This is a genomic window from Glutamicibacter creatinolyticus, assembly GCF_006094275.1.
In the GTDB taxonomy this organism is placed as follows: Bacteria; Actinomycetota; Actinomycetes; order Actinomycetales; family Micrococcaceae; genus Glutamicibacter; species Glutamicibacter creatinolyticus.
Genome location: NZ_CP034412.1, coordinates 2,087,560 through 2,100,843 on the forward strand (window position 1 = coordinate 2,087,560; position 13,284 = coordinate 2,100,843).

General features: G+C 62.7%; 11 protein-coding genes. 2 read left to right on the plus strand and 9 right to left on the minus strand.

Going from position 1 to position 13,284, the window contains the following annotated elements; all coding sequences use genetic code 11:
- Positions 1–9: 9 nt before the first annotated feature.
- The 7 genes from GcLGCM259_RS09540 to dinB form a co-directional block, all read right to left on the minus strand.
- Positions 10–1,620 (minus strand): UDP-N-acetylmuramoyl-L-alanyl-D-glutamate--2,6-diaminopimelate ligase, encoded by a 1,611-nt coding sequence (locus GcLGCM259_RS09540; RefSeq protein WP_138926472.1) that lies wholly within the window; start codon positions 1,618–1,620, stop codon positions 10–12.
- The gene (locus GcLGCM259_RS09545) at positions 1,614–3,431 is read right to left on the minus strand and encodes a peptidoglycan D,D-transpeptidase FtsI family protein (protein WP_246049509.1); all 1,818 of its coding nucleotides are present in this window, start codon (positions 3,429–3,431) and stop codon (positions 1,614–1,616) included. The genes GcLGCM259_RS09540 and GcLGCM259_RS09545 overlap by 7 nt, the downstream gene beginning before the upstream one ends.
- Before the next feature lie 74 nt (positions 3,432–3,505).
- Entirely contained in the window at positions 3,506–4,273 is a 768-nt protein-coding gene (gene ftsL / locus GcLGCM259_RS09550) for a cell division protein FtsL (RefSeq protein ID WP_054820650.1), read from the minus strand.
- A gap of 43 nt (positions 4,274–4,316) precedes the next feature.
- Complete coding sequence (rsmH, locus tag GcLGCM259_RS09555; protein ID WP_138178075.1) at positions 4,317–5,309, minus strand: 16S rRNA (cytosine(1402)-N(4))-methyltransferase RsmH; 993 nt, start codon at positions 5,307–5,309, stop codon at positions 4,317–4,319.
- Between the two features lie 159 nt (positions 5,310–5,468).
- The gene (gene mraZ, locus GcLGCM259_RS09560; RefSeq protein WP_138926473.1) at positions 5,469–5,900 is read right to left on the minus strand and encodes a division/cell wall cluster transcriptional repressor MraZ; all 432 of its coding nucleotides are present in this window, start codon (positions 5,898–5,900) and stop codon (positions 5,469–5,471) included.
- Between the two features lie 536 nt (positions 5,901–6,436).
- Positions 6,437–6,823: an SCO2097 family morphological protein gene (locus GcLGCM259_RS09565; protein ID WP_054820652.1), complete on the minus strand. Its 387-nt coding sequence runs from the start codon at positions 6,821–6,823 to the stop codon at positions 6,437–6,439.
- A gap of 190 nt (positions 6,824–7,013) precedes the next feature.
- Positions 7,014–8,207: a DNA polymerase IV gene (gene dinB / locus GcLGCM259_RS09570; protein ID WP_138926474.1), complete on the minus strand. Its 1,194-nt coding sequence runs from the start codon at positions 8,205–8,207 to the stop codon at positions 7,014–7,016.
- Between the two features lie 165 nt (positions 8,208–8,372).
- Between dinB and GcLGCM259_RS09575 the strand changes: the two genes are divergently transcribed.
- Positions 8,373–9,479, plus strand: a complete 1,107-nt coding sequence (locus GcLGCM259_RS09575; RefSeq protein WP_138926475.1) for a polyprenyl synthetase family protein — start codon at positions 8,373–8,375, stop codon at positions 9,477–9,479.
- Between the two features lie 104 nt (positions 9,480–9,583).
- On the opposite strand, the gene GcLGCM259_RS09580 is transcribed toward GcLGCM259_RS09575, so the two are convergent.
- Positions 9,584–9,937 (minus strand): Rv2175c family DNA-binding protein, encoded by a 354-nt coding sequence (locus GcLGCM259_RS09580; RefSeq protein ID WP_246049511.1) that lies wholly within the window; start codon positions 9,935–9,937, stop codon positions 9,584–9,586.
- A 210-nt stretch (positions 9,938–10,147) separates the two neighbouring features.
- Between GcLGCM259_RS09580 and GcLGCM259_RS09585 the strand changes: the two genes are divergently transcribed.
- The gene (locus GcLGCM259_RS09585) at positions 10,148–11,665 is read left to right on the plus strand and encodes a LysM peptidoglycan-binding domain-containing protein (RefSeq protein ID WP_175419382.1); all 1,518 of its coding nucleotides are present in this window, start codon (positions 10,148–10,150) and stop codon (positions 11,663–11,665) included.
- A 132-nt stretch (positions 11,666–11,797) separates the two neighbouring features.
- On the opposite strand, the gene GcLGCM259_RS09590 is transcribed toward GcLGCM259_RS09585, so the two are convergent.
- The gene (locus GcLGCM259_RS09590; RefSeq protein ID WP_138926477.1) at positions 11,798–13,279 is read right to left on the minus strand and encodes a sensor histidine kinase; all 1,482 of its coding nucleotides are present in this window, start codon (positions 13,277–13,279) and stop codon (positions 11,798–11,800) included.
- Positions 13,280–13,284 lie beyond the last annotated feature (5 nt).

Here is a 13,284-nt window from a genome sequence, read left to right on the forward strand (position 1 = left end):
TCAGGCGGGTTAGTCAATCGTCTGTGCGATCGGCGAAAGGGGCGTGAATCCGTGTTTCGACAGCGCCTGGGCCAGCTCCTGGCGGTCATCCAGCGCAACGTCGATTCCGGCGACTTCTTGGCTAACTTCGTGTCCGCGCCCGGCCACGAGGATGGCGTCGGCCGGATTGGCCAAACTCACAGCGAACTCCACGGCGGCATCGCGTGGCGCGACGTTGTACAGCTTGACGCCGTGGCCGCCCGCGTCGATTTCCGCCTGAGCGCCGGCGGCCACCTGTTCGCGGATCTGCGCCGGGTCCTCGTCGTGCGGGTCGTCGTCGGTGACGATGACGATGTCGGCGTTGCGTACCGCCACCGCGCCCATGTCCGGGCGTTTGGTGGTGTCTCGTTCCCCGGTGGCCCCGAAGACGATGATGCGCCGTCCCCCGTCGCCGGGGCGCAGTGAACCCAGCGCCTTGATCAGCGCATCGGAGTTGTGGGCAAAGTCGACCACGGCCACCGGCTGCTCGCTGATGACCTGCATCCGCCCCGGCACCGACAGGGAAAGCGGGTCGTGGGCGTCAAGCACCTGCTGCAGCCGGTCGGGGTCGACCCCGCTGGCCAGGACCATGCACACGGCCAGGGCCGCGTTGGCGACGTTGAACAGGCCCGGCAGCCCGGTGCGCAGCGCCAGGCGGTGTCCGTCGCGGTGGCGGAGTGTGAAGGCGTGGCCCAGCCCGCTGGGGGCCAACTCGTCCACCACCCACTGGGCGGCCGGGTTAGCGGCGTCCAGGCTGAGCGTGGTCACCGGGACGCGGGCGTTCTCCGCCAGTTTGCGGCCGTACTGGTCATCGACGAGCACCACGGCCTGCTCGCAGCGTTCGGGTTCAAAGAGCCTGGCCTTGGTGGCGAAGTACTCTTCCATGGACCCGTGCAGGTCCAGGTGGTCCTGGGTGAGGTTGGTGTATCCGGCAACGGCGAACTTCAGCCCGGCCACCCGGTTGTAGCTCAGCGAGTGGCTGGAGACCTCCATGGCAACCGCCTGCACGTCCTGCTCCCCCATCCGGGCCAGCAGGCCGTGCAGCTGGGTGGATTCGGGGGTGGTGAGCACACTGGGGATGATGCGCCCGCGAACGGACATTTCGATGGTTCCGATCAGCCCGGTGTTGCGGCCCAGGGCCTCCAGCAGGGAGCGGATCATGAAGGTGGTGGTGGTCTTGCCGTTGGTGCCGGTGACCCCGAAAAGCTCCGGTGTGCCGGCATCGGTGCCGTAGACGGCGGCGGCTGCGGTGGCGGCGATGGCCCGTACGTCCGGGACGATGCCCATCGGCACCTGGGCCTGGCTGCCGATCAGCTCCTGTCCGGCGGCGTCGGTGATGACCGCCAGCGCCCCATTGGCCAGGGCGTCGGGGAGGAACTGGGCACCGTGGCGCTTGGCCCCGGAAATCGCCAGGAACACGTCCCCGGGCTGCACGGTCTGCGGGTTCAGGCTCACGCCGGTCAGTTCCAGGTCCTGCCCGGCGCCGGAGGTGCTCTGCGCCTGGACGGCGGCGCACAGTCGGGCCCAGGAGATCGCCGTGCGGGCCGTGGGGCGCAGGTGGCGTTCGAGCTCGCGCGGTGATTCCGGCTGGTGGTTTACCAAGGTTTCTTCTGTTCCTTACCGACAAAGACGTTATAGGTATCGGGTTCCGTGGAGGACGGGGGCACGTTGAAGGTGTTCAGCGTGTGGCTCATGACCTCGGTGAAGGTGTCGGCCACCGAGAAGTTGCGCCAGTTGCCCTTGGGCCGGTACATGGTGGCAACGACCACGAACTGCGGATCATCCAGCGGGGCGACCCCGGCGAAGGAATAGGTGTAGCCGTCGTAGCCGCCGGATTCGCCGGCGGCCTGACCGGTACCGGTCTTACCTCCCACGCGGTAACCCGGAATCTTCATTTTAGTACCGGTGCCCTCTTCGACGACCGATTCCATGAGTTTGAGCATCTCTTGTGCTGTTGACTTCTTCACAACCCGCGTGTTCTGCCCGGCTTCGGGCTTCTCCTCGGTGCCGTCGGGGTTGACGTAGCTCTCAATCAGGCTCGGCGGGATGCGCACCCCGCCGTTGGCCAGGGTCTGGAAAATGGAGGCGGTGTGCAGCACGGTCTGCGAGTAACCCTGGCCGAACATGGTGGTGTACTGCTGACGGCGGTCCCAGGCCTTCGGCTCGGCCAGCAGGCCCTTGCTCGCCCCGTTCAGGCCAAGCTGGATTGCGTCACCCAGCCCGAACTTGCGCATGTACTCGTAGCGTTCCTGGTTGCTCAACTTTTCGCCGACCATCACCGTGCCGGTGTTGTAGGAGCGGGCGAAGATGCCAGAGACGGTCATGTCATAGGTGGCGTGCGGCAGGGAGTCGTTGATGGTCTCCTTGCTCACCGTGTACTTGTTCGGCACCCGGAATTCGTCGGTGGGCTTGACCTTCCCGGCGTCGATGGCCGCGGCGAAGGTGGCGGCCTTGCCGGTGGAGCCGGGCTCGAAGGCGCGGGTGATGGACACCGAGCGGCGGAACTCCCCGGGGGTGGCCCCCGGATTGTTCGGATCCAGCTGGGCGGAGTCCCCGATGGCAAGGATCTTGCCGGTCTTCACTTCCTGCACCACGACCGAGACCCATTCGGCGTTGAATTCCGCGCGCTTCTTCTCGGCTTCGCGCTGGGCGACGAAGTTGATGTCCGAGTCAATGGTCAGCTTCACGTCCTGGCCGTCCACGGCCGGGACTTCCTCGCTGTCGGCGACGGCGATGCGCACCCCGTCGGCCCCCACTTCAATCTTGCGGCTGCCGTCGGTGCCGCGCAGGCGCTGCTCCTGGCTCAGCTCAAGGCCCTCGGCACCGACCACGGACGTCTGGTCCTCGGAGTTGCGCACGAAGCCCAGCAGCGGTCCGGCGATGACACCCTGCGGGTACTGGCGCTCACTGCGCAGCTGGGAGATCAGGCGCGGAACCCCGACTTCCATGACCTCGTTCTTGATCTCGGGGGTAACGCCCTTGGCGACAACCACGTACCCCTTGGGCTTTTCCCCGTCCTCGGGACGGATCGCATCGGAGACCTGCTCGACATCCTGGTCCAGGATTTCGGCGATCTCCTTGGCGGCCTGCTCGTAGGTGATCTTTTCGCGCTCATTCGATCCGTCGCGCTTCTTGCGCGAGATCATGTCCTTCTGCTCGCGCTGGTCGATCACCAGGTCGTAGCGGTCCACGCTGACAGCCAGCGTGGTGCCGTTGCGGTCGACGATCGAGCCGCGGGTCGGGGTGATGACCTGTTCGCGCATGCGGTTGTCCTGCGCGGTCTGGGCAACCTGTGCGGCATTGATGCCCTGGACATAGAACAGCCGCCCGGCGATGGCCAACAGCGCGGCCAGGGACAGGATGAGCACCAGCCGCATCCGGCGCTTCGCTGTATCAATGCTCGTTGGGTTCACGCTCCAGCTCTTTCCCCTCAACTTCATTTCCGACAGCGAATCCTGCCGCCATATTCAAGCTTAGAAAGCGATTCCTAGTTTGCCGGGGATTTGATCGACGGTGCCGGGATCGAGCCGCCGTTCAGCTCCTTGTCCTCGAATACCGGGCGCCCGTCGCTGCCCTTCTCACGTGCCGTTTCCTCGGCGGCCGGGGCCTTGGAGGATTCCTTGGGCTCGCTTTGCTGTGGCGCGTCGGATTCGGTCTTGGCTTCACCGGCCTCCGCTTCGCTGGAGGAGCCGGCCGTGGCTTCCTTTTCCTTGTTCGCCTTGGCCACGCGGGCGCTTTCGGCGTCATCGCTGGCCTTGGAGCGGATGTTCTCCCCCGGCAGCGGCAGGCTTGCGTAGTCGGCGTGCGCGGCGGCATCCTTGGAGGCCGATTCGGCTTCCTTGCTGATCTTGCCGTCTTCCAGGTCAACCAAACCCGGGGCGGCCGGGGCCACCAGCCCAAGTTCCTTGGCACGCTTGGCCAGGGTCTGCGGGGCGGCCAGGGACTGCGCTTCCTTCAGCAGGGCCTGATTTTCCTGTGACAGCTCGCGTTCCTGATGACGCAGCGACACCATTTCGTACTGGCGCTGGGCCACGGAGGTGTTCAGCAGAACCAGGGTGACGATCACCGCGAAGGCCAGCAATGCGAGCACGGAGACCATGACCACCAGCGGGCGACGGCGCTTCGGGCTGGTGTTGGGCACCAGGGACAACGTCGTGCGCTGTTTCGGATCAACGAACGGAACTTCGCTGGCGGCCACCGGTTCGGGGCGCGCCGATTTGGCAGTGGCGCCCTCAACCACGGGTTGGGCAGTCATAGCTGCGGTCCTCGGCAGACGTCGCGGGGCACGTTGGCTCATGCTAGCTCCTCTTCAGGATGCGCTCCACGGCCCGCAGGCGGGCCGAGGCGGCGCGAGGGTTTTCAGCGATTTCCTGTTCACTTGGCTTCTCGGTCCCCTTGGTGAGGACCTTGAATTCCGCTTTGTGCTCTTCGAGCTCAACAGGGAACCCCGGGGGTGCCGAGGACGTTGAACCCTGCACAAAAAATCTCTTGGTGATCTTGTCTTCCAGCGAGTGGTAGCTCATGACCACAATTCGGCCACCCACGTTCAGGGCGCCCATGGAGGACGGAATGGCGCGCTCAAGCACATCAAGCTCCTCGTTGACCGCGATGCGCAGCGCCTGGAAGGTTCGTTTGGCCGGATGACCGGAGTTGCGGGCAGCGGCTGCGGGAACCACCGAGCGGATGACCTCCACCAGCTGGGCTGTCGTGCTGATGCGCGCGTCCTGGCGCTGCTGAACAATGGCCGAGGCAATACGCCCGGCGAACTTCTCTTCGCCCCATTGGCGGATGATCCGCTGCAGCTCACCGCGGTCCAGGTCGTTCACCAGGTCCTCCGCGGTGGGCCCCACAGAGGTGTCCATGCGCATATCTAGCGGGGCGTCGTATGAGTACGCGAATCCGCGTTCCCGCTCGTCCAGCTGCAGTGAAGAGACACCGAGGTCAAAGAGCACCCCGTCAATGCCGGTAAAGCCAAGGTCCTGGACCACGTCCGCGATTTCGTCGTAGACCGCGTGGACCAGGTCGATGCGGTCGGCGAAGGGCTCAAGACGGGCTCCGGCCAAGGCCAGCGCTTGTTCGTCACGGTCCAGCCCAATGAGGTGAACGTTCTCGAAGCGTTGCAGGATGGCCTCTGAATGCCCTCCCATGCCCAGCGTGCAGTCCACGACGACGGCGCGGCGATTCTCCGCATTGGCCCGCTCAATACCCGGAGCGAGCAAGTTCAGGCAACGGTCCTTAAGGACGGGAATATGCCGCTCGGATGTTGGACGTTCTTCGCCGCTAACCGGCATAGTGCCCCCTTTCGCCGTGTCGTGTGCTGGGATCAGATCCCCCTCCAACCCAAAAGCCGGTGTTCGGTTCTGGCTCCGGGGAAGTGAAGCCAGGGCCGAACCGCCTTGAGATGGCTGGAGATCTCATCCCAGCTGTGCCCCCATGGTTCGTAAAACTACTTATCCAAGTCCTGGAAGTTCGTCTTCATCGGTATCGGAGAAGGCCTCTTCCTGCTGCTGCAGGTAGTCCTGCCACGCCGTGGCGTCCCAGATCTCCACGCGGTTGCCTGCACCGATGACCGTGACCTCACGGTCCAGCCCGGCGTAGGAACGCAACATCGAAGGAATGGTGACCCGGCCCTGCTTATCCGGCACTTCGTCCGACGCCCCGGACAGAAACACACGTGCATAGTCTCGAGCCCGCCGGGATGAAAGAGATGCCTGCGCGAGCTGCTCGTGCTGCTTCTCAAATTCCCGTTGGCTAAAGACGTAGATGCACCGTTCCTGCCCGCGGGTCAGAACCAGTCCGTATGACAGTTCCTCGCGGTATTTAGCAGGAAGAATCAACCGCCCCTTGTCATCGAGACGCGGTGTATAAGTTCCAAGGAACATACACACCGCCTTTCGCATGAAGTGGTGATTCCGCCATCTTCCTCTACTGTCCTCCACTTTACTCCACCACTCCCCACTGTCAACGCGACCGGAGGTGTTTTAGCTCAGTAATAGAGAAATAATCCGCGGGATTTCGGGCTAGTTTCGCGGGGGTGGACGGTGGAGGGATTTGGGCTGTTTTGACCCAGGGCGTGGCTCCTACCCCCTCTCAAACCCCGATTTCGCGCGAAATTCGCTGGCTCGGAGGAGCAGTGGAGGAAAGTGGGGGAAGATTACCCGGAGCGGTGGAGAGTGGTGCAGAACACGCGAAACACGGCGGGTTAGGGCAACCTTGGAATCTACTTAGAGTTCGTTGCTCGCTAGCTGCCGCAGTACGGCATATACACGGCCGCTGCGGGTGCCTGCCGGCCGGGGGCCACGGCCATCGCGTTGGGGTTTGTGCAGCCTTGCCGGCGCAGTTGGTCAGAGCTGCCCGGCAAGAGGGTTAAAACGAAAAGGCACGATCCATTGGATCGTGCCAATTGCTTCGGGAAGCTCTAGCTATCCCGCTGGTCCCGCTTACGCTGGTTCCACTTTTCTTCAAGACCGCTCATGAACTGGGAGCTGCCGCGGTTGGCGGTCTTTGATCCGCTCTTCAGCGGATTTCCTCCCAGCTTACCCTTGGCGGACTTCTTCAGTGCCAGGGCTACGCCTGCAAACATGACGGCGAAACCGATCACGCCCACCACGATCAGTTGTTGGGAGATTCCGAAGATCAGCGCCCCCAATCCGACAATGAAGATCAGGGCGCCAAGAGCGATGTTGCGGGTCGACAGGCGTCCGCTATTGCCGGGAGCTTTCATGTTGGAAGCGAAGCGACGATCTTCATGCAGCTGCTTTTCAAGCTGCTCCAGCAGACGTTGCTCATGCTCAGATAGTGGCATCGTCTTCTCCTTCCAAGTCCCTGCGTGACGACCGACTCCGTCCTCACCCAGTAGAACGGTTTACCGCAAGATTTTGTTCCCCGCGGGAAATCTCCTACGTATCTCTAAGGATAGTCTTTTTAGACTCGAGGCTGCTAGTTCAGCCGTTGCGCTGTTAATAAGACTTAGTCTCAGCGCTGCGGCCCAGGTGTCATGAGTCAGTTGAAGACGGACCTTTGGGTCGCAATAGCCGCGCTGGAGTGAGCCGCTGGGATGGGAACTTCAGCGCGATGCTGTCAGCGATCTTTTCCGCTTCACGGGTCTTCTCGTCAATCGGGTCCAAGGACAGCTGCACTCCCTGGGTTTCCTGCCCCAGCCGTTCTGCCCTAACCCCCACCAGACGCACTGCTTGCGGCAGTGGCAGCAGACGGCGGAACAGTTCAAGCACGCCGTTAGTCAGAGCCGAGGGAGAATCCGTGGCTGCCGGCAGCGTTTTGGAACGATTAACCGTGGTGAAGTCCTGGTACTTGATCTTGATGGCCAGCGCCTCGGCCAGCTTTCCAGAGCGGCGCAGGCGTTGGGCAACCTTGTGGCTGAGCACCACCAGTTCATCTTCCAAAAGCTTTAACTCGCTCTGGTCCGATTCAAAGGTGTGTTCGGCCGAGAGCGACTTTTCCTGCCGCACGGGAACCACTTCGCGGTCGTCGATCCCCCGGGACAAGCGGTGCAGGTTGCGGCCATGCTCGCCAAATTTTTGCACCATGACATCTTCCGGGTACTGGGCCAGCTGCTCCACGGTTTCAATCCCTGCCCGATGCAGCTGCTCCAGGGAACGCTTCCCCACGCCCCACAGCGCAGAGACCGGCAACTGATGCAGAAATTCAACGGTGCGCTGCGGTGCCACGACCACCAGGCCGTTGGGCTTGGCATGCTCCGATGCCAACTTGGCCACGAACTTATTGCGGGCGATCCCGACGCTGGCCGGAAGCCCCAGCTCATCCTTGAGGTACTGCTTGATCTGCTGGGCGATCCGCACCGGGCCGCCCAGGCGCCGCATGCTGCCGGTCACGTCCAGGAACGCCTCGTCAATGCTCAGCTGTTCGACCAGAGGGGTAATCGTGGAGAAGTACTGCATGATCTTGGCGGAAATCGCAGAGTAGCTGTGATGGTTCGGTTCCACGATGGTTGCATTCGGGGCCAGGCCCATCGCCTGGGACATCGGCATTGCCGAATGAACTCCCAGGGCCCGGCAATCGTAGGATGCTGAAAGCACGACGCTGCGCCCCTGCGGGTGCCCAACAATCACCTGCTTGCCCGCTAGCTCTGGGCGAGACAGCAGTTCCACTGACACGAAGAAGGCGTCCATGTCCACGTGCAAAATCGCCCGCTCAGCCTTATCAGTCATGGCTTAAGTTTACCGGTGCGTACCGACAAATTGACGAGTTCTTCCGGTGCCCGTCCAGCATCTTTCCGCTGGCCGTGAATTCCTCACCCGCAACGTGCGCCAACCCGGCGAGACGGTAGAGTGGATGTAATCTCTTTCCCTCGTCATACAGAGAATTGGAACCGAATGTCGCTGCCCCAGTCCATTGTTGCCCAAGCGCCTGAAGCTGAAGAGCTCACCCGGACTTACACGCAGCGGTTAACCGCAGAATTGGACTCATTCCTTGAGGCCAAAGCGGCCGAGGTAGGCTCCATTACCGCCAGCGCCGTGGCCTTGGTTGACGCCATTAAGGCCCTAACCCGCGGGGGCAAACGACTGCGGCCGGCTTTCGCCTTCTGGGGATTCATTGGAGCTGGCGGGGACGCGATGGACGATGACATCGTGAAGGTGGGTGTTTCGCTGGAGCTCTTTCAGGCGGCCGCGCTGATCCACGATGACCTAATTGACCGTTCCGATACACGACGGGGACAGCCCAGCGTGCACAAGCGCTTCGAGGCGCAGCACCGTGAGGCCGGACTGAGCGGTGATGCGGCGCATTACGGTGGGGCCAGCGCAATCCTGGCGGGAGATCTGTGTCTGTCGCTGAGCGAAGAGGTGTTCGCCTCGGTAGCCTCCGCAACTGCCGACACTCGTCGCATTTTCAATCGGATGCGCACCCAGGTCATGGCCGGTCAGTACCTGGACATTCTGGAGGAATCGGCTGGGTCGGCTTACGACCCGGCCGAAGCGGTCAAGCGGGCGCGCACGATCGTGCGCTACAAGTCGGCGAAGTACTCCACGGAAAATCCCTTCCTTCTGGGTGGGGCTCTTGCCGGCGCCAGCCCGGACTTGTTGGATTCCTATCAGGCCTTCGCGCTGCCCCTGGGTGAGGCATTCCAGTTGCGGGATGACGTCCTGGGCGTATTTGGTGATCCCTCGATCACCGGCAAGCCGGCGGGCGACGACCTGCGCGAGGGCAAGCGCACGGAAATGATCGCGCACGCCACGCTCCTGGCCTCCGATGCGGAACGCCAACTGATCACCGAGCGCCTTGGCGCGCCCGACCTCGGCGACGATGAGGTACTGCGCATCAGCTCAATCCTCAAGGAATGCGGTGCGTTGAAGGCCACCGAACAGAGCATTGAGGAGTTGACCGCCACCGCGTTGACCGCGATGGAGCGGATCCCGGTTGCACCCCTGGCGGTGGCGGGCATGGCCCTGCTTAGCGATGCCGTGACCAAACGCATCAAGTGATTACTATTCGATAAAGTCCGACTGATACACCTGCGGATGCCTGAGGGGCATAAAAAATCCGTTGCCCTCCTCGGGGCAACGGATTTTTGTTCTGTTCGGCGTGATTACCAGGCCATGGCCTGGGCACGACGACGAATTTCGGTCTTGCGTCCCTGACGCAGTGCTTCCATCGGCGTCCCGGGCAGGGTGTCGTCCGGCGTAAAAAGCCAGCGGAGAGCTTCCTCGTCCGAGAAGGCAGCGTCGCGCAGCACCGTTAGGGTTCCCTTTAGGCTGTCTACAACTTGCCCGTCCATGACAAATTCTGCGGGAACCGAACGCACCGGAGGTTCCCCGATGCGAACCGCGATGATTTTTCGATCGTCGATGAGCCGGTGTACCTGACGAATATCGGTGTCCAAGGCCTCTGCCATGTCCGGCAGGTTCAGCCATTCCCCAATGAGATTCTCTAGTTCTTTCACGCTTTAAGGGTCGCACACTCCACGGGAGTTGTGTTCGCATAATGAAAACTTGAGGAAAACCTGACCCATTGGTTTCCTTGCGCCCCACTAGTAGTGTAAATTTTCAGATATCACTTTGATAACAATTGCAACACAATCCACAGCAACATCATGCTTGTCGTGGAAAGGGTTGCTCAGGTCTCATCGACTCCTTCAATTGAGGAAAAATACATGCCCCAAGATTCGATTCGTGTCACCAAGCATGCGTTGAGTGCCGTCGCTGGTGCAGCAATTCCGGCGGTTGTCCTGGGCAGCCTTGCCGCAGCCCCGGCCCAGGCCTCGCAAGTAGAGTTGACCAAATCCTCCGTCTTGACGCCCAAGAGCGTTTCCCCCCAGACGGTGAAGATCGCTGAAGAACACATTAAGGCCCACCTGTTGGCCTCGCGAATCCCTACCCTGGGATTGCCCGCGCAACGGCAGGTCAAGGAGATTAAGGTGCCGTCGGGCGCTTCGTTGTGGAGCCTGGCTCGCGAATACGATTCCTCGGTCTCCGAACTGAAGAAGATCAATGACCTAGACAGCGACCTGATCCGCGAGGGCCAGAAGCTGAAGGTTCCAGGCAAGAATTCCTCGTCGGAGAAGAAGACCGCGAAGAACACCCGCGGCGCGGCCAGCAGCGAAAGCTACACCGTGAAGGCCGGAGACACCATGGGCCACATCGCCCACCGCCTGGACGTCTCCCTCTCCGAGGTCCGCAAGGCCGCAGGAAACCCCTCCGGCGACCGCATCTACGTCGGACAGAAGCTGAACTTCGGCGGCTCCTCAACACCATCCAAGAGCAGCCCCAAGAAGGACAGCGGCAAGACCACCGGCGGCAGCTACACCGTCAAGGCCGGGGATACCCTGGGTGCGATCGCGGCCCGCAACGGGATCAGCCTGAGCAAGCTGATGAGCATGAACAACTTGTCCTCCAAGTCGCTGATCTTCCCTGGTGACAAGCTCAAGCTCAGCGGATCGGCCCAGTCCTCCTCGCCGAAGCCGACCTCGCAGTCGAACAGTGCCCCGAAGTCGAGCGGCACCAGCAGCTACAGCGTCAAGTCCGGCGATACCCTCGGCGGCATTGCTGCCAAGCACGGGATTTCGCTGAGCCGTCTGCTGGATCTGAACCCAGAGGTCAGCACCCAGACTCCGTTGCAGATCAACACGAAGCTGAAGGTTTCTGGTTCCTCGGTAAAGCCGAACGCGGGCGTGAAGCCGACACAGAAGATCGGCAACACCTTCGCCGGGCGCACTTATCCTGATGCCACCGTGCGCAGCGCCAATGAGAACAAGGCCTACCTGGATTCGATCTCGGTTCCCAGCCGCTCCGAGATGCAGGCGCTGATCCGCAGCACTGCCAGGAGCATGGGAGTTGACCCGGCCCTGGCCCTGGCCCACGCTCAGCAGGAGTCCGGTTTCAACCAGCGCGCGGTCTCCCCCGCCAACGCCATTGGAGCCATGCAGGTGATCCCGAGCACCGGTGAATGGATGTCGGGCATGGTGGGGCGCAAGCTGAACCTGTTGGATCCGCGGGACAACGTCGCGGCCGGCGTTGCCACCATCAAGTACAACCTCGACAACGCCGAGAGCCTGGACCACGCCATCGCCGCGTACTACCAGGGCCTGGGCGGGGTGCGGAAGTACGGGATGTATTCCGACACCAAGGTTTATGTCGCCAACGTCAAATCCCTGATGAAGCAGTACCGCTAGTCGGTGGCCGGGTGCCGTGTTCTGCCAGAACGGGGGCACGGGGCCTGGCTAACCGGTACGCCGCATGACTAAGGCGGGTGAATCCATAATGGATTCACCCGCCTTAGTCATGCGCGGTATCGGCTCGCAGCGTTAGTGGGCGTTGCTGCGCAAGTCCAGCGGCATCTCAATGACCACTTCGGTGCCCTGGTTCGCTGCCTGGTTCCAGTGGATTTCGCCGCGCAGCTCGCTGGTGACCAGGGTGCGCACGATCTGCAGTCCCAGACCCTCGCTGTACTCCCCCTCGGGCAACCCATGGCCGTTGTCGCTGACCGTGACTCGCAGCCACTTGTGGCCGTCCCGGCCCAGGTATCGTTCGGCCAGTAGCCGCACTTCCCCGTCACGACCGGCCAGCCCGTGTTCCACTGCGTTGGTGGCCAGTTCGTTGATGACCAGGGACAACGGGGTGGCCAGTTCGGCCGGCAGCATCCCGAACTCCCCTTCGCGCACGGTGCGAACCCGCTGGCTCGGACTGGCGATTTCAACGATGAACCGGAACTGTCGGTCCATCAGGTCATCAAATTTTACGGTTTCGTTCAAGCCCTTGGACAGGAAATCGTGTACCGAGGCGATGGTTGAGACCCGGCGCATGGCCTGTTCCAGACCCTGTTTGCCCTCGGCCGAGTTCATGCGCCGGGACTGCATGCGCAACAGCGCGGCCACCGTCTGCAGGTTGTTCTTCACCCGATGGTGGATTTCGCGGATGGTGGCGTCCTTGGTGACCAGTTCCTTTTCCCGCCGGCGCAGCTCGGTCACATCCCGGCACAAAACCAGGGATCCCCAGCGGCGGCGTTCGTCGCGCAGCGGGATGGCACGCAGCGAAATGTTCACCCCGCGGTACTCCATTTCGGTGCGCCACGGCATTTTGCCCTGGACCACCAGCGGCAGGGTTTCGTCAATAACCCGCCGGTCGCTGACCAGTGCCATGGTCAGGTCCGACAGCGACTGGCCCTGCAATACCTCGGCGGCTCCGAGCCGGCGAAACGCCGACACCGCGTTGGGGCTGGCGTATTCCACCACCCCGGCGGCGTCCATCCGGATGAAGCCGTCGCCTACCCGCGGGGCGCCGCGCCGTGACCCGGTCGGGCTAGCGAAGTCGGGCCAGAGCCCGAGGGTGCCCATGGTCAGCAGGTCATCGGCGCTTTGCCGGTAGACCAGTTCCAGGTTGGAGGGGGTGCGGCTGGAGGCCAGGTCGAAGTGGGAGGTGATGACCGCGACCTTCCCTCCCTGGCGGACCAGGGGGACGGCCTGGACTGTACTCTGCCCGGCCAGGTCGGCCGGGTGCTGCACGGAACGCTGTAACTGCCCGGTGGCCCAGGCCTCGTCCACCATGATCCGCAGGTCCTTGCGGATCCGCTCCCCAACGAAGTCGGTGTGGAACGCGGTGTGCGAGGTGGAGGGCCGCACGTGCGCCAGGGCCACGTAGGACCCGTCCCCGGTGGGGAACCAGAGCACCAGGTCGGCGAACGCAAGATCGGCGACCAGTTGCCAGTCCCCCACCAGCAGATGCAACCAGTCCTCATCACCGGGCCCGAGCTGAGAATTTTCGCGCAGTTGCTCGGTGATGAGGGCCATGGTGT